The 15,776-nt window shown below is 73.0% G+C and carries 16 protein-coding genes; 8 read left to right on the forward strand and 8 right to left on the reverse strand.

The window, feature by feature from the left end; genetic code table 11:
• Positions 1-175: 175 nt before the first annotated feature.
• Positions 176-619, forward strand: coding sequence for a hypothetical protein (locus F7P10_RS05735; protein WP_151008399.1), 444 nt, complete (start codon positions 176-178; stop codon positions 617-619).
• Positions 620-1,057: 438 nt separating this feature from the next.
• The gene (locus tag F7P10_RS05740) at positions 1,058-1,330 is read left to right on the forward strand and encodes a Uma2 family endonuclease (protein WP_254716425.1); all 273 of its coding nucleotides are present in this window, start codon (positions 1,058-1,060) and stop codon (positions 1,328-1,330) included.
• Between the two features lie 49 nt (positions 1,331-1,379).
• On the opposite strand, the gene mug is transcribed toward F7P10_RS05740, so the two are convergent.
• The 7 genes from mug to F7P10_RS05775 form a co-directional block, all read right to left on the reverse strand.
• Positions 1,380-1,949, reverse strand: a complete 570-nt coding sequence (gene mug, locus F7P10_RS05745) for a G/U mismatch-specific DNA glycosylase (RefSeq protein WP_176611313.1) — start codon at positions 1,947-1,949, stop codon at positions 1,380-1,382.
• The gene (locus tag F7P10_RS05750; protein WP_151008402.1) at positions 1,949-2,665 is read right to left on the reverse strand and encodes a sulfite exporter TauE/SafE family protein; all 717 of its coding nucleotides are present in this window, start codon (positions 2,663-2,665) and stop codon (positions 1,949-1,951) included. The genes mug and F7P10_RS05750 overlap by 1 nt, the downstream gene beginning before the upstream one ends.
• A gap of 18 nt (positions 2,666-2,683) precedes the next feature.
• A complete protein-coding gene (locus tag F7P10_RS05755) occupies positions 2,684-3,625 on the reverse strand; it encodes an aldo/keto reductase (RefSeq protein ID WP_151008403.1) in 942 nt (313 codons plus the stop codon).
• A 52-nt stretch (positions 3,626-3,677) separates the two neighbouring features.
• Positions 3,678-4,337, reverse strand: a complete 660-nt coding sequence (locus F7P10_RS05760) for a response regulator transcription factor (RefSeq protein WP_151008404.1) — start codon at positions 4,335-4,337, stop codon at positions 3,678-3,680.
• 34 nt (positions 4,338-4,371) lie between these two features.
• Positions 4,372-5,631: a sensor histidine kinase gene (locus tag F7P10_RS05765; protein WP_151008405.1), complete on the reverse strand. Its 1,260-nt coding sequence runs from the start codon at positions 5,629-5,631 to the stop codon at positions 4,372-4,374.
• A 243-nt stretch (positions 5,632-5,874) separates the two neighbouring features.
• On the reverse strand, positions 5,875-8,640 hold the full coding sequence (gene acnA / locus F7P10_RS05770; protein ID WP_151008406.1) for an aconitate hydratase AcnA: 2,766 nt from the start codon (positions 8,638-8,640) through the stop codon (positions 5,875-5,877).
• A gap of 293 nt (positions 8,641-8,933) precedes the next feature.
• Complete coding sequence (locus F7P10_RS05775; protein ID WP_151008407.1) at positions 8,934-9,752, reverse strand: helix-turn-helix transcriptional regulator; 819 nt, start codon at positions 9,750-9,752, stop codon at positions 8,934-8,936.
• A gap of 108 nt (positions 9,753-9,860) precedes the next feature.
• Between F7P10_RS05775 and F7P10_RS05780 the strand changes: the two genes are divergently transcribed.
• The 6 genes from F7P10_RS05780 to F7P10_RS05800 all read left to right on the forward strand — a co-directional run bounded on the left by F7P10_RS05780 (position 9,861) and on the right by F7P10_RS05800 (position 13,218).
• Complete coding sequence (locus F7P10_RS05780; protein WP_176611315.1) at positions 9,861-10,844, forward strand: aldo/keto reductase; 984 nt, start codon at positions 9,861-9,863, stop codon at positions 10,842-10,844.
• Positions 10,845-10,946: 102 nt separating this feature from the next.
• Positions 10,947-11,444, forward strand: coding sequence for a hypothetical protein (locus F7P10_RS05785; RefSeq protein ID WP_151008408.1), 498 nt, complete (start codon positions 10,947-10,949; stop codon positions 11,442-11,444).
• The gene (locus F7P10_RS05790; protein WP_151008409.1) at positions 11,419-12,294 is read left to right on the forward strand and encodes an alpha/beta fold hydrolase; all 876 of its coding nucleotides are present in this window, start codon (positions 11,419-11,421) and stop codon (positions 12,292-12,294) included. The genes F7P10_RS05785 and F7P10_RS05790 overlap by 26 nt, the downstream gene beginning before the upstream one ends.
• Before the next feature lie 45 nt (positions 12,295-12,339).
• Positions 12,340-12,516 carry a hypothetical protein gene (locus tag F7P10_RS42030; protein ID WP_176611316.1) on the forward strand — a complete coding sequence of 59 codons (177 nt, stop codon included), beginning with the start codon at positions 12,340-12,342 and terminating at the stop codon, positions 12,514-12,516.
• Positions 12,517-12,551: 35 nt separating this feature from the next.
• On the forward strand, positions 12,552-12,872 hold the full coding sequence (locus F7P10_RS05795; protein WP_151008410.1) for a DUF4286 family protein: 321 nt from the start codon (positions 12,552-12,554) through the stop codon (positions 12,870-12,872).
• 19 nt (positions 12,873-12,891) lie between these two features.
• Positions 12,892-13,218, forward strand: a complete 327-nt coding sequence (locus F7P10_RS05800) for a DUF4286 family protein (protein WP_151008411.1) — start codon at positions 12,892-12,894, stop codon at positions 13,216-13,218.
• 293 nt (positions 13,219-13,511) lie between these two features.
• Here F7P10_RS05800 and F7P10_RS05805 read toward each other — a convergent pair whose 3' ends face one another.
• Positions 13,512-15,707, reverse strand: a complete 2,196-nt coding sequence (locus F7P10_RS05805; RefSeq protein WP_151008412.1) for a DUF4132 domain-containing protein — start codon at positions 15,705-15,707, stop codon at positions 13,512-13,514.
• Positions 15,708-15,776 lie beyond the last annotated feature (69 nt).

Here is a 15,776-nt window from a genome sequence, read left to right on the forward strand (position 1 = left end):
ACTTTCTTTTCTCGCGCGTCACAGGAATGATCGGGATGGACGGCATGAGTGAACCGCTCACCTCCTCCGTTGGCGCAACCGCCCCGATGCGCCTAGCCTCTCGGGCATTGCCGCGCGGTGTACCCGCCGGAAACGCCGTCGGAGACGGAGACGGTCGAGCACTGGAGGTGACCGCGTGCAGGCGATAAGTGTTCAGCAGCCCTGGGCGTTCGCGATCGCGTGCGGAGGCAAGAGCGTCTCGAACCAGGCCATGCCGACGGCCTACCGCGGGCCGCTGCTGATCCACGCGTCCATGCGGGTCGACCTGTCGGCGTGCGACTCCCCGCTCGTCCAGGCCGCAGGCTGGGACCCCGGCGACCCGCTCGCCGCGATCGGCGCCGCCATCGCCGTCGCCGACCTCGCCGCCGTCTGCTCGGCGACGGTGGACGGCGGGACGGACGAGTGCGCTTGCGGCCCGTGGGCCGAGCCGGGCGCGCACCACTGGCATCTCGCGGACGTCCGGGCCCTCCCCCGCCCGATCGTCGCGCTCGGCCGCACCGACCTGTGGGAGCCCGCGGCGTCACTCGTCGCCGAGGTCGAGACGATGATGGCCGGCGCCGCCCTCAACAAGGTCACCTGAGGGTAAACACTCCGCTACGCTTGGTGAGAGAATTCGGGCGGGGCACTGTGAGCCCTGCATGGATCTGTCATGCCACCAACGGGGAGCGGAACGTGAGCGTCGCGCACGACGATGACGGGTTCGGCCCGTACACGGTGGAAGATCTGCACGCCCGAGAGGACGAAGGCCGCGGCCTGGAACTCGAAGACGGGTGGCTGACCCCGCTGTCCTCGAGCACACCGCACAACATCGCATGCAGGAAGATCCACGAGCTTCTGGAGGACGCCATCGCCGAAGCGGGGGCCTCCGTCTACTCCGACAGAGGCGGCGATTGGGAGATCGCCACCCCTGCGGGCATCCGGAAGCCGGACGTCTTCATGGTGCCGAAGAAGCTCGTGGACGACGCCTTCTACGAGCGGACGGCGGGTCCGTTGCCCGGGGGAAGAACTGCTGCTGGCCGTGGAAGTCGTTTCTCCCGCCAGTCGGAGCGAGCGCACCGACCGGGTCCGCAAGGTCAAGGAATACGCCGCGATCGGCATCCCCCAGTACTGGCTGGTGGACGTCATGCCCGAGCCGAAAGTCCAGGTCTTCGCCCTGGATGAAGCCGCGCGGACCTACCGGCTCGCACGGACGGGCACATCGGGAGGAATGCTCGACCTGGAGATCGAAGCCGATCAAACGATCAGCGTGAGCTTCGACCCGAAGATGCTCGCCGAGACCTGGCAACGCTGACCCGGCGACGCTGACCCGGCCCCGTGCGCGACGCCGCGAATCCGGCGGGTCAGCCGACGTCCGCCGCCAAGGCGTCGGCGGCTTCGCGGAGGCGGGCGAACTCGGCGGCGATGCGGTCGAGGGACCAGCTCGCGTTGAGGCCGCTGGGGTTCGGGAGGACCCACACGCGGGCCGCGCCGAACGTGTCGTCCTGGGGGCCGATCCGCGTGCCGGGACGGCCGAACGCGGTGCGGTACGCGGTCACGCCCGCGACGGCGAGGTAGGCGGGCCGGTGCCGTTCGACGAGCGCGCGCAGGCGCCGACCGCCGTCGCGGAGCTCGTCCGGCGTCAGCTCGTCGGCACGCGCGGTCGTGCGCCGCACCAGGTTCGTGATGCCGAGGCCGAACCCGGGCAGGAGGTGCTGCTCGGACGGCGCGAGCAGGCGGCCCGTGAACCCGGAGGCGTGCAGGGCGGGCCAGAAGCGGTTGCCCGGACGGGCGAAGTGGTGCCCGGTCGCGCCGGAGTACAGGCCCGGGTTGATCCCGCTGAACAGGACGCGGAGCGTCCCGCCGGGGGCGGGCAGGACGTCGGGGACGACACGGTCGCGGGCGGCCTCCAGATCGGCCTTCGTCGGGCGCATCACATCAGGTTACGGACGATCAGCGTCACGGCGGACGCACCGACGACGATCAGCAGCGCGATGCGCAGGCGCCCGGCGTCCAGGTAGCGGCGGAGCGGCCCGGCGACGAAGAACCCGGCCAGGACGAACGGGACGAGCGTGAGCCCGGCGGTGACCTGCTCCCCGGAGAGCCGCCCGAACGCGGCGAGCGCGGCCAGCGAGATCAGTGTCCCGGCGACGAAGAACAGCGCGAGAGTGGCGCGCACGCGCGGGCCGCTCTCCCGCTGGTAGAGCAGCGCGATCGGCGGGCCGCCGATGCCGGACGCGGTGCCGGTGGTGCCCGCGATCAGGCCGGCGGCGGTGAGCGTGCGGCGGTTGCGCGGCACCTCGCGCGTCCAGGCGGTGGCGGCGAGCGCGGCCAGCACGAAGAAGCCGATCACGACGCCGAGGGCGCGGGCGGGCACCGCGGCCACCAGCCAGACGCCGAGCGGCGTCCCGGCGACGCGCCCGCCGAACGCCCAGCCGATGCCGCGCAGCTCGACGTGCCGCGCCTCCTGGGCGAGGGTGGCCAGCGGCAGGACGGCCGCCACGACGAGGATCGTCCCGGGCATCAGGGACGGGAACAGCATCGTGATGACCGGTGTGGCGACGAGCCCGACGCCGAGCCCGACGCTGCTCTGCACGACGGCGCCGAGCAGCGCCGCGACTCCCCCGACGATCAAAAAATTCGGATCCACATCGTGGAACGGTACAAGTCAGGCGGAGGCCTCGGTGAGGCGGCTCAGCTGGTCGGCGGTGAGCGTCGTGTGCGGGACGTCCAGCAGCGGCGGGAGCTGCTCCATCGTGCGGGCGCTCGCGATGGGCGCCGCGACGGTCGGCCGGGCCGCCAGCCACGCGAGCGCGACGGTCGCGTGGGCCTTGCCCGACTCCCGCGCGATCTCGTCGAGCGCCTGCAGCACGCGGCGTCCGCGCTCGGTCTCCAGGTGCTTGGCCGCGCCCCCGGCGCGCACGCTGTCGACCTCGGTGCCCGGACGGTACTTGCCCGTGAGGAACCCGGAGGCGAGGCCGTAGTACGGCATGCAGGCGAGCCCGTACCGTTCGGCGATGTCGCGGCGCGCGCCCTCGTAGGTGTCGCGGGAGACGAGGTTGTAGTGCGGCTGGATCCCCGTGTACCTCGCCGTGCCCTCGCACTCGGCGAACGCCAGCGACGCCTCCAGCCGCTCGAGCCCGATGTTCGACACGGCGATCTGCCGGACCTTGCCGGCCCGCACCAGCTCGTCCAGCGCCCTCATGATCTCCTCGACGGGGACCGACTCGTCGTCGCGGTGCGTGTAGTACAGGTCGATGCGGTCGGTGCGCAGCCGCCGCAGGGAGTCGTCCGCCGCCGCCCTGATGTTGGCCGCCGACAGCCCCTTCCGCTCGGGGTGGTTGCCGACCTTGGTCGCGATGACGATGTCGTCGCGGTTGCCGCGCGCCTTCGTCCACTCCCCGATGATCTCCTCGGACTCGCCGCCCTTGCCGCCGGGGCGGTGCGCCATGTACGAGTCGGCGGTGTCGACGAAGTTCCCGCCGGACGCCGCGTAGGCGTCCAGGAGCTGGAACGAGGTGTCGCGGTCGGCCGTCCAGCCGAACACGTTGCCGCCCAGGCACAGCCCGGAGACGTCGAGGTCGCCGATCTTCTTCGTGGTGTCAGCCATACAGGCGATGTAACCAATCGCGCGGGGGATGATGCCCGCCCGGGGGCACGGTTCAGCGCGCGTCGGGGCCCGGGCGGACGAGGCCGGTCTCGTAGGCGTGCACGACGGCCTGCGTGCGGTCGCGCAGGTCGAGCTTGGCGAGGATGTTGCTGACGTGCGTCTTCACGGTCTGCTCGGCCAGCACGAGCCGTCCGGCGATCTCGCCGTTGGACAGGCCGTGCGCGACGAGGGCGAGGACCTCGGTCTCCCGCTCGGTCAGCCGTCCGAGCCGCTCGCGGCGCGGCGCGCGGGGGCCGCCGAGCCGGGTGAACTCGGCGATCAGGCGGCGGGTGACCGACGGGGCCAGCAGCGCCTCGCCGTCCGCGACGACGCGCACCGCCTCGGCGAGGGCGCCGGCGGACGCCTTCTTCAGCAGGAACCCGGCGGCGCCGGCGCGCAGCGCCCCGTACACGTACTCGTCCAGGTCGAACGTGGTCAGCACGATGACCTTCGTGGTCGCGGAGATCCGCCGGGTGGCCTCCAGGCCGTCCATGCCGGGCATTCGCACGTCCATCAGGACGACGTCGGGCGCCAGCTCGGCGACCCGGGCGACGGCCTCGTGCCCGTCGGCGGCCTCGCCGACCACCTCGATGCCGGGCTGCGCGCCGAGCAGCACCGAGAACCCCTCGCGGACCATCTCCTGGTCGTCGGCCAGCAGCACCCTGACGGTCACCGGGGCCCCTCCTTTCCGGCCGGGAGCACGGCGGTCACCGTGAATCCGCCGTCCGGGCGCGGGCCCGCGGCCAGCTCGCCGCCCAGCATCGCGGCGCGTTCCCGCATCCCCAGTATCCCGTGCCCGGTCCGTCCCGCCGGAAGCGCCGCCGCGCGGGGGACGGGCCGTTGTCGATCGTCAGCTCGACCCGGTCCGGGCGGTGGGCGACGACGACCCGGGCGGCGGCGCCGGGCGCGTGGCGCAGGACGTTGCTCAGCGCCTCCTGCACGATCCGGTACGCCGACACCTCGAGGGCGGGGGCGATCGCGGGCCGCTCCCCCGACACCCGCAGGTCGACGGCCAGGCCGGTCGCGCGGAGGCCGTCGACGAGCCCGTCCAGCCCGTCCAGCGTCGGCTGGGGCGCGGCGTCGGCGGCCGGGCCGTCCTCCGCCCGCAGCAGGCCGAGGACGCGGTGCAGCTCGTCGATCGCCTCCAGCGCGTTCGCGCGGATGGTGGCCAGGCTGCGCGCCAACTCGTCCGGCACCTCCGCCACCCGGTACGGGGCGGCCTCGGCCTGGACGGCGACCACGGACATGTGGTGCGCGACCACGTCGTGGAGCTCCCGCGCGATCCGGGCGCGCTCTTCCAGCAGCGCCCGCCGCTGCCGTTCCCGGGCCAGCCCGCGCAGCGCGTCGCCCCGTCCCCGCAGCGCCGCCGCCGCCAGCAGCACCGTGCCGGTCACGAGGAGCACCTCGGTAAGGCTCGGGAACGCGTCGCGGACGAGCGGTTCGATCGCCGGAGGGCCCGGCCGCGACGGCCCCTCCGGCGAATCGTCCCGGCCGGACAGCGCGACCGCCAGTCCGGTCGCGGCGGCCGCGGTGAGCGCCCACATCTGCGCCGCCACGCGGGCGGGCACGCGCAGCGCGACCAGCGCGAGCACCGCGAGGTGCGTCGACAGGCTCGGTCCCGCCCACAGCGGCCCGCCGTCCGGCTCCGGGGACGCGACGGCGAGCGCGGTCACCGTCGCCAGCGCCAGCGACAGCCACCAGCCGGCCATCGGCCGGAACACGCAGAGCACCAGGGCGGACGCGTGCACGAGGCTCAGCGTCGCCGCCCACCCGTTGGGCAGCGCGTAGTCGGTGAGCAGGATGTGCCAGGACGACCCCGCCAGCACCAGCGCGCCGGCGACGACGAGCGCGTGCGGCAGCCAGGCTGCGAGCCGGGGCCGGAACGGCACGTCCAGCGGCATCAGCGGAGGACCGGCGGCCGGGGACAGGTCCCGCCACACGTTCCGCACAGCCGCCCCGACCGTCATCGCCGTCCCCCTCCCGAGCGCCCGTCCCGTCACGCGTCCCGGCGCCTCACCACGAAGGTAGCCGCCGGATCACCCGCGTCCGCCCGTTCGCGGCCTCGCCACCGCAGGAGGAATGCTGCGCCATCGCCGCGCCCCGGCGCCTCCCCCCAGGGAACCGGCCTCCCGGCTAGCTCCGGAGTATGAGGACGCGGGAAGCGGAACGGGCCGCCTCCCTGAGGAGACGGCCCGTTCGCGCGGTGCGCGTTACTTGCGGATGAGGCTCCGCAGCACGTACTGCAGGATGCCGCCGTTGCGGTAGTAGTCCGCCTCGCCGGGGGTGTCGATGCGGACGACGGCGCGGAACTCCGTGCCGTTCGCCTGCACCGTGACCTCCTCGGGGACGCCGCCCTCGTTCAGCGCCGTGACGCCGGTGATGTCGAACGTCTCGGTGCCGTCCAGGCCGAGCGTCTCGGCGGACTCGCCGTCCTTGAACTGCAGCGGCAGGACGCCGAGGCCGATCAGGTTCGAGCGGTGGATGCGCTCGTAGGACTGCGCGATGACGGCGCGGACGCCGAGCAGCGCGGTGCCCTTGGCGGCCCAGTCGCGGGACGAGCCGGAGCCGTACTCCTTGCCCGCGATGACGACGAGCGGGGTGCCCTGCGCGGCGTAGTTCTGCGCGGCGTCGTAGATGTAGGACTGCGGCGCGTCCGCCTGGGTGAAGTCGCGGGTGAAGCCGCCCTCGACGCCGTCCAGGAGCTGGTTGCGCAGCCGGATGTTGGCGAACGTGCCGCGGATCATCACCTCGTGGTTGCCGCGGCGCGAGCCGTAGGAGTTGAAGTCCTTCACCGCGACGCCGCTGTCCTGCAGGTACTGCGCGGCGGGCGTGCCGACCTTGATCGCCCCGGCCGGGGAGATGTGGTCGGTGGTGACCGAGTCGCCCAGCTTCGCCAGGACGCGCGCGCCGTGGATGTCGGTGACCGGCTCGGGCTCGGCGGCCATCCCGTCGAAGTACGGGGCCTTGCGGACGTAGGTGGACGCCGGGTCCCACTCGAACAGCTTGCCGGTCGGGATGTCGAGGCCGCGCCACCGGTCGTCGCCCTTGAAGACGTCGGCGTAGCTGCTGGTGAACATGTCCTGGCCGATGGACGACTCGACGATCGCGGCGACGTCCTCCGGCGCGGGCCAGATGTCGCGCAGGTAGACCGGGCCGTCGGTGCCGTCGGCGATCGGGTCGTTGAGGATGTCGATGTCCATCGTCCCGGCGAGGGCGTAGGCGATGACCAGCGGCGGGGACGCGAGGTAGTTCATCTTCACGTCCGGGCTGATGCGGCCCTCGAAGTTCCGGTTACCGGACAGGACGGCCGTGACCGCGAGGTCGTTGTCGTTGACCGCCTTGGAGATCTCCGGCTGCAGCGGGCCGGTGTTGCCGATGCAGGTCGTGCAGCCGTACCCGACGAGGTTGTAGCCGATCTTGTCGAGGTAGGGGGTGAGGCCCGCGCGCTCGAAGTAGTCGGTGACGACCTGCGACCCGGGGGCGAGGGAGGTCTTCACCCACGGCTTGCGGGTGAGGCCCTTCTCGACGGCGTTCTTGGCCAGCAGCGCCGCGCCGACCATCACGTACGGGTTCGAGGTGTTGGTGCAGGACGTGATGGCCGCGACGGCGACGTGCCCGTGGTCGAGCTCGAACTTCGTACCGTCGTCCAGCGTGACCTGCACGCGGTTGTGCGGGCGGCCCGCGCCGTTCGCCGCGTGCTCGCGGGGCTTGTCGCCGTTGCCGCCGTGGCTGATCGCCGGGGCGTCGGAGGCGGGGAACGACTCGTTGGACGCCTCGTCCGCCGGGCCCTGGATGCTGCTGACGTAGTTCTGCACGTCGCGGCGCCAGGTCTCCTTGGCCTCGGAGACGGCGATGCGGTCCTGCGGGCGCTTCGGGCCGGCCAGCGACGGGACGACCGTCGACAGGTCCAGCTCGAGGTACTCGGAGAAGTCGGGCTCGACCGACGGGTCGAGCCACATGCCCTGCTCCTTGGCGTACGCCTCGACGAGCGCGATCTGCTCCTCGCTGCGGCCGGTGAGGCGCAGGTACTTCGTCGTCTCCTGGTCGACCGGGAAGATCGCGCAGGTGGAGCCGAACTCGGGGCTCATGTTGCCGATGGTGGCGCGGTTGGCCAGCGGCAGCGCCGCGACGCCCTCGCCGTAGAACTCCACGAACTTGCCGACGACGCCGTGCTCGCGCAGCATCTCGGTGATGGTGAGCACGAGGTCGGTCGCGGTCGTCCCGGCCGGCAGCTCGCCGGTCAGCTTGAAGCCGACGACGCGCGGGATGAGCATCGAGATCGGCTGGCCGAGCATCGCGGCCTCCGCCTCGATGCCGCCGACGCCCCAGCCGAGGACGCCGATGCCGTTCTCCATCGTGGTGTGCGAGTCGGTGCCGACGCACGTGTCGGGGTAGGCCGTGCCGTTGCGGTCGAACACCACGCGGGCCAGGTGCTCGATGTTCACCTGGTGGACGATGCCGGTGCCGGGCGGCACGACCTTGAACTCGTCGAACGCCGTCTGGCCCCAGCGCAGGAACTGGTAGCGCTCCTTGTTGCGCTCGTACTCGACCTGCACGTTGCGCTCGAACGCGTCCGGCGAGCCGAAGTAGTCGACGATGACGGAGTGGTCGATGACCATCTCGGCCGGCGCCAGCGGGTTGATCTTGGAGGCGTCGCCGCCGAGGTCGCGGACGGCCTCGCGCATCGTCGCCAGGTCCACCACGCAGGGCACGCCGGTGAAGTCCTGCATGATCACCCGCGCGGGGGTGAACTGGATCTCCTTGCTCGGCTGCGCCTCGGCGTCCCACCCGGCGAGCGCGCGGATGTGGTCGGCGGTGACGTTCGCACCGTCCTCGGTGCGCAGCAGGTTCTCCAGCAGCACCTTGAGGCTGTACGGGAGACGGGCCGAGCCCTCGACGGCGTCCAGCCGGTAGATGTCGTAGGACTTGTCGCCCACCTGCAGCTTGCTAAGGCTGCCGAAGCTGTTCGCGGACACGGACTCCTCCTCCGTCGTCACCGCGCGTCCGGTCCGGGACATGAGCGCGCGGCGCTGTCTTCTCAGTTATTCGTCGAAATGCCGCCCCCGTGACCGGCGTCGCCCGGGCGGGACGGAAAGCTCATCTCCCCCTGATCCTGCCTTAACCCGGAACCCGGCCGGGAATCGGGGCGGCCCAACTTCGGCGAGATTTCTCTCGACGTCAAGCTATCTTCAATTTATCTCGATATCGAGTTACTTGCACATCGGGACGGTGTCCACCGGTCCGGGCCCGTCCCGCCACGGCCGACCGGTCACAGCCCGGCCGCCAGCTCGTCCAGGGCCGCCTGGGACGGGCTGCCCTCCGCGGCGGTCAGCGTGACGAACTGGTGGTCGACCGTCCCCGGCAGGACCATGCCCACATAGTCGAGCGAGAGTCGCCCGACGACCGGATGGCGGTACTCCTTGCGGCCGGTGCCCGGCCCCCGCACGTCCTGCCGCTCCCACCACTCGCCGAACCGCGGGCTCGCCCCGGCCAGCTCCCGGATCAGCGCCTCGTTCGCCGGATCGCCCGGATCGCGGCCGGTCGCGGTGCGCAGCTGCGCGATGCCGTGCCGGGCCACGCGCTCCCAGTCGAGGTAGAAGTCGCGGGCGCGCGGGTCGCACAACGCGAACCGCAGCATGTTGCGCCGTTCCGCCGGCATCTCGGCGAGTCCCGGGAGGAGCGCGGTTGCCAGCCGGTTCCAGGCCAGCACGTCCAGCCGGCCGTTGGTCACGTAGGCCGGGACCCCGCCGATCACGTCCAGCAGCCGCAGGACGCCCGCGTCCACCGGCCCGCCGGACGGGACGAGCGGCGCGGGCTCGTCGCCCGCCAGCCGGTACAGGTGGCCGCGCTCGTCGTCGCTCAGCACGAGCGCCCGCGCCAGCGCGTCCAGCACGGACGGCGACGGGCGGATCGTGCGCCCCTGCTCCAGCCGCATGTAGTAGTCGGGGCTGATGCCCGCCAGCATCGCGACCTCCGCGCGCCGCAGCCCCGGCGCCCGCCGGCGCCCGCCGCCGGGCAGCCCGACGTCCGCGGGCCGGAGCCGGTCCCGCCGGGACCGCAGGAAGTCCGCCATCGCGCGCGCCGTCATGCCACCAGTTTGCCTAGCCCTCCGCGTACTAGGCACCGCCGTCCGCTTACGGCGGCGTTCCGGGCCGGTCACAGTGGTGAGCGTTCACGACAGAAAGAGGTGACCTCCGTGCGCTTCCGCACTCTGGGGGAGAACGGGCCGCGCGTGTCGGCCCTCGGCTACGGCGCGATGACCCTGTCGCCGGGCACCTACGGGGACGTCGCCGAGGGCGACGCCGCCGGGACCCTGCTGGCCGCGCTGGACGCGGACGTCACGTTCGTCGACACCGCCGACATCTACGGCGGCGGGCACGGCGAGCGGCTGATCGGCCGCACGCTCGCGGGCCGGCTGGACGAGATCGTCCTGGCCACCAAGTTCGGCGGGAACCAGGACGGGAACGGGATCCTGATCCCGGGCATGGGCCGTCCCGAGTACGTCCGGCGGGCGCTGGAGGCCAGCCTCGCCCGGCTCGGCGCCGAGCGCGTCGACCTGTACTACGTGCACCGGCTCGACCCGTCCACGCCGATCGAGGAGACCGCCGGGACGCTCGCCGAGCTGATCGCCGAGGGGAAGATCGGCGGGTACGGGCTGTCGGAGATGTCGGCCCGGACCGTCCGCCGGGCGCACGCCGTCCACCCGGTCACGGCCGTCCAGACCGAGTACTCCCCGTTCAACCGCGATCCCGAGCGCGAGATCCTCCCCGCCTGCGACGAGCTGGGCATCGGGTTCGTCGCGTACAGCCCGCTGGGCCGCGGCATCCTGGGCGGGAACGTCCGCGGGTCCGCCGACCTGGAGGCGGGCGACTGGCGCCGCCGCAACCCGCGCTTCCGGGACGGCAACCTCGCCCGCAACGTCTCGCTCGCCGACCGGGTCGCCGCGCTGGCCGCCGAGCACGGCGTCACGTCCGCGCAGCTCGCGCTGGCGTGGCTGATGCACCGCGGCACCGTCCCGATCCCCGGGACGCGCCGCGCCGCCAACGCCCGCGCCAACGCGGCCGCCGCCGATCTCGACCTGGACGCGGCGGCGTTCGCGCGGCTGGAGGACCTGGTCCCGCCCGGCGCGGCGGCGGGCGCCCAGGGCAACGAGGCGTACATGGCGAACATCGACGCCTAGGACGCCCGCGGGCCCGGAGAGGCCGGGACGCCCCCGCCGCCTCTCCGGAGCCTCCCTCCACTACTTGACGTTCGACAGCAAGTACTTGCTATCGTTCGTCAAGTGACGACCACGGAAGACCACGTCGAACTGGTGGCAGAGCTGCTCCGGGTCCTGGAGGCGCGGATCCTCGACCCGCTGGAGATCCTGCTGGCCTCCGACGAACCGCTCGAACCGATCAGGGCGCGGCTGCGCACGGAGGCCGAGGTCTGGGCCGCCCAGCTGCTCGGCGCCGACCGGGCGCGGGCGACGCTCACCGCGGCCCGCCTCATCGGGGTCCTGTTCCCCGGCGACGCGCCCTTCGACCCGCCCGCGGAGTGGTGGCGCACCGCGCTGGGCCGGGCCGTCGCCCGCACGGCCGGCCATCCCGGTGCGGCGGCCGTCCCGTTCTCCACGGCGGGGGCGATGCTCGGCATCACCCGGCAGGGCGTCCACGACCTGGTCAAGCGCGGCAAGCTCGACCGGGCTCCGGACGGTGGCGTCACGTCCTCCTCCATCCGCGACAGGCTCGACCGCCTCGAACAGGAGAAGCCCCATGCCCCACGACGTGATCATCGATGACCGTCCGGTCCACCTCGCCGTCCGCGACCACGGGGGCCGCGGCACACCCGTGCTACTGCTCCACGGGCTGGGCGGCACCCTCCTGCACTGGGACGCGGTCGCGCCGCTGCTGACGGGCGCGCACCGGGTCGTCGCGATGGATCTGCGCGGCCACGGCCTGTCCGGCGACGGGCCGTGGGACTGGGAGGCGGTCCTGGACGACGTGCAAGCGGTCATCGATCACTTCGGCCTGGGCGCTCCCCTGGTGGTGGGCCACTCCCTCGGCGGCATGATCGCGGTGCGGTGGGCGCTGCGGCACCCGGACGGCCCCGGCATCGTCAACCTCGACGGCCTGCGCTCGGCCGAGACGGCACCGCGGAACTACGAAGGCATCGGGCAGGAGGAGCTGACCGCGCTCCTCGCGGAACTGAAGGCCGTCTTCGACGCCCAGGCCGAAGCGATGGCCCGGCCGCTGCCCGCCGACGCCGCCGCGACGCTCCCCGAGCGGGCGCTGCGCACGACGGACGCGGGCGTCCGCCTCCGGCCGGACGCGGCGCTGGCCGAGCGGATCAGGTACGACGCCTGGTTCCAGGACAGCGTCGCGGCGGTGGCCGGCATCCGCTGCCCGGCCCTGTTCGTCCTGGCCACCGAGAACCTGCCGGGCCTGCCGGGCCGTGTCGGCGAGCTCATGCCGGCGCAGCGCGCGGGGATCCGCCGCGACCTGCTGCCCCTCACCGCCGACCGGCCGCACCTGCGCGTGCTGGAACTCGCGAGCAGTCACAACATGGTCGCCGAACGGCCGGAGGAGGTCGCCCGTGCCGTGCTGGGCATCGCCGGCAGAACAGAGGCGAATGGCGTTCTCAATTCTTGAGAACGCATATACCATCCGGTCGGAGCCACCGATCGGAGCAGCCGCATGCCGAAGGGAACGGTCCTGCAGGTCGAGTCGCACCCGTCCCGCCCGGACGCCGTCGACGAGTTCGACCGCTGGTACGACGAGGTCCCCCTCCGGGAGGTGCTCAGCGCTGACCCTGCCCGACCCGGGGCGCACCCCCACCCCACCGGCCGGAAACGGGATTTCCCGGGCGTATAGCATCCGGTCGGAGCCATCGCGATAGGAGAACACGCATGTCCGCGAAGTCGATCCTGCACGTCATGTCCCGGCCGGCGAGCCCGGAGGTGGCCGACGAGTACAACCGCTGGTACGAGGACGTCCACATGCCGGAGGTCGTGGCACTGGAGGGCTTCGTCTCCGCCCGCCGGTACGCCCCCACCCAGGACGGCGGCCCCTACATCGCGGTGTACGAGATCGAGGGCGACGCCGGCGAGGCCATGAAGCGGCTGAACCAGGCCATGAGCGACGGCTCCATGAACCTCTCGGACAAGGTCCAGCTCGACCCGCCGCCGCAGATGGGCGTCTTCGCGCTCACCAAGGAGGTCGGGGAGTAACCGGGGCGGGAGATCGCGCATGCCGAAAAGGACGATCCTGCACGTCGAGTCCGGGCCCGCGGGCCCGGACGTCGCGGACGAGTACAACCGCTGGTACGACGAAGTACACATCCCCGAGATGCTGGCGATCGAGGGCGTCGTCGCCGCCCGCCGCTACGCGCCCCTCGACGGCGACACCTACGTCGCCCACTACGAGATCGAGGGCGACCCGAAGGACGTGATGAAGCGGCTCCAGGACGCCGCGCGCGACGGCACCATGCACCTGTCGGACACCGCCCGGAAGGACCCTCCGGCGCGGATGCTCCTCATGGAACTCGTCGCCGAACGGGACGCCGCGTCCGGCTGACCCGCCCGTCCGGCTCGTCCCTCCCCCGGACGGGCCGGACGGCGGTCACAGCTCGTAGTCCTCCGCGAGGTCGTCCCACGGCAGGCCCGCCACCGCGGCCGTCACGAACTCGACTCCCGGCGCTTGCTCAGCGTCGTCGGCATCCGGTCGTTCAGCGAGGGGTTCGGGTATCCCTGCAGGAACCCGCTGTACGTGGAGTGGGCCCGCAACTGGTCCAAGGCGATCTCACACCCCGAATCGAGTTGGATGCGCGCCGGCGTCATGATCCCGATCATGGCACGGGGCGCGCCCGCTCACGTCAGTGTCGCGAGATCGACCAGCACCTCCGAGACGATCACCGGGTCGAGGTCGCCGAGGCGGGGCGCGTCCGGATCCTCCGCGTCGCGCCCGCCCCACCACCAGGCGTCGAGGTCGGTGACGACCTGCACGCGCCGGATCCGCTGCTCGGGGGAGCTGTCCGGCGCGCCCGCCGCGATGCCCGGATCGAGTTCCACGGCGATATGGAGCTTCTCCCCGACCCGCCGGAACACGCCGGGCTCGCCGCCGCCGTCCAGCACCGGGGCCCGCTCCCAGTGCTGCCGCGCCAGCCGCAGCACCGCGCCGAACGAGGTCGTGCCGCCCTCCAGGCGGGCCAGCCGCCGCGCGTCCCGCTCGTCCTCCCGCAGCACCGCCACCCGCCGTGCGAGCTGCGGGAACGGCTGCAGGACCTCGTAGTCGGCGAACACCCGCGACCACGCGGAGACGTCGAGGCGCAGCGGATGCGCGACGCCGATCGGCGCGCCCTCGGGGAGCGTGTACGTCTCGTCGTCGACGGTCGCGAACGAGCCGTCCTCGGCGATGCGGAACGCGTCGGTCCCGGCCGTCCAGACCAGCCGCCGCGCGAGCTGCCGCACCAGCGGGTGCGTCACCACGAACTCGCGGAACTCCCCAGCCGTCCAGCGGCCGCCGGTCACCATCGCGGTCTCCAGCCGGACGATCCGGTCGGCGGCGACCGCCCGCACGTCCTTCTTCAGGGCCGCGAAGCGCCGGTGGGCGGCGGGCGCCAGCTCGGGGTCGTCCTTCACGCCGGGCTTGGGCAGCGTCTTGCGCCGCTTCCCGTCCCCGTCCGCCACGTACGGCCTGAGCTGCTCGTCGAAGCCGACCACGAACCGCCGCGGGCCGTAGTCGAGCGTCAGCGTCCCGTCCGCGTCCAGGCCGAGGTCCGGGACGAGCCGGTCGGCGAGCTGCTCGTCGGTGAGCCCGCGCCGCCCCGCCGCGCGCGCCAGCGCGAGCGACGCGTCCCCGCGCGCCCCGCCGGGGAACGACCGGCGAGTCATGAGGGCGAGTTCCCGCAGGGCCGCATCGGTGCCGATCCGCGCCAGGACGTCCTCGACGACCTGACCGGCCTTGACGTGCTTGCGCGCCGCGATCCACTCCCGGACGAGCGGCGCCGCCCGCCGCACCGTCCCGTCGTCGCCGAACTCGCCCAGCCGCGCCAGCACCCAGGCGTGCCCGTTCGGCTCACCCGCCGCGCGCCACGCCTCGAAGATCGCCCACGCGAACTCCGGGAGGCCCGCGCACGCCGCCCGGACCGCCTCGGCCCCCGGCATCGGGTCGTCCGGCAGCATCGCCAGCTTGACGAGGTTGCGCGTCGCGGTGCCGTCCAGGTCGCCCGCCGGGGTGGCCACGCGGGGCAGCGCCGCCGGGTCCAGCCAGGGCGGGAGCTTCGGCTCCTTCACCGGCACGGCGGGAATCCCGGCGTCCAGCGCCCCCGCCACCGCGTCGGCCGCCAGGTCGCCGTGCACACGGGCCGCCGCCACGACGGCGTCCCGTCCGGACTCCTCCGCGATCAGCCGCAGCCCGGCCGCGGCCGCGTCCCGTGACGCCCGCCGCTTGCCGACCGCGTCGGGCACGAGGTGCGGGACGGCGTCGAGGCCGTGCCGCAGCAGCCACAGCCGGCCGATCCTCCCGGCCGTCTTGAGCCGGACGAGCCAGTCCGCCGCGAGCCCCGCGACCTCGGCGTCCAGGTAGGGCAGGAGCACCTCGCCGAGGTCCGCGGGCCGCCGTTTCGCGGCCCGCACCGCCAGGTCGCGGACGCGCGGGCCGAAGTGGGCGACCAGCGGCATCAGTTCGTAATGATCGAGCCCGTACAGGTTGACGCCCTGCCACGACGACTCCTCGGCACGTTCCAGGAACAGCGGGAGGAGATCGCCGAACGCCCGCTCGGGGCCGATCACGAGCTCCTTCGCCTGATGCCTGTAGTCCGTCTCGCCCGACAGGAACCGTTCCCGTGCCGCGTCCCAGAACGGATCGTCGTCCGGGTACTTGACGAAGATCATGAACGAGGCCTTCTCGATCCACCGTTCTCGTTCACCGTCCTCCCAGGTGAGCGGGCCGGGCGCGGGCGGGGTCAGCCCCGGCACGACGACCGGGGCGGGCCTGCTCCGGGACTCGCCCGCCCACGGCGGATCGACGAGCACGCTCGGAACGGCGGGGGGAAGATCGCTCATGCCGCCCCACCGTAGGACCACCCACCGACATGGCGCGGGCCCGACGCGGCACGGCCGGAAATGCGCACG

Origin of the sequence: Actinomadura sp. WMMB 499, assembly GCF_008824145.1 — a bacterium.
Taxonomy (GTDB): domain Bacteria; phylum Actinomycetota; class Actinomycetes; order Streptosporangiales; family Streptosporangiaceae; genus Spirillospora.

Bases quoted from the DNA above. Each gene is read 5' to 3' on its own strand.
- F7P10_RS05755 (WP_151008403.1), bottom strand. From the start codon at position 3,625: ATGGCTGACACCACGAAGAAGATCGGCGACCTCGACGTCTCCGGGCTG.
- mug (WP_176611313.1), bottom strand. From the start codon at position 1,949: ATGCGCCCGACGAAGGCCGATCTGGAGGCCGCCCGCGACCGTGTCGTC.
- F7P10_RS05790 (WP_151008409.1), top strand. From the start codon at position 11,419: ATGCCCCACGACGTGATCATCGATGACCGTCCGGTCCACCTCGCCGTC.
- F7P10_RS05765 (WP_151008405.1), bottom strand. From the start codon at position 5,631: ATGACGGTCGGGGCGGCTGTGCGGAACGTGTGGCGGGACCTGTCCCCG.
- F7P10_RS42030 (WP_176611316.1), top strand. From the start codon at position 12,340: ATGCCGAAGGGAACGGTCCTGCAGGTCGAGTCGCACCCGTCCCGCCCG.
- F7P10_RS05795 (WP_151008410.1), top strand. From the start codon at position 12,552: ATGTCCGCGAAGTCGATCCTGCACGTCATGTCCCGGCCGGCGAGCCCG.
- F7P10_RS05805 (WP_151008412.1), bottom strand. From the start codon at position 15,707: ATGAGCGATCTTCCCCCCGCCGTTCCGAGCGTGCTCGTCGATCCGCCG.
- F7P10_RS05775 (WP_151008407.1), bottom strand. From the start codon at position 9,752: ATGACGGCGCGCGCGATGGCGGACTTCCTGCGGTCCCGGCGGGACCGG.
- F7P10_RS05800 (WP_151008411.1), top strand. From the start codon at position 12,892: ATGCCGAAAAGGACGATCCTGCACGTCGAGTCCGGGCCCGCGGGCCCG.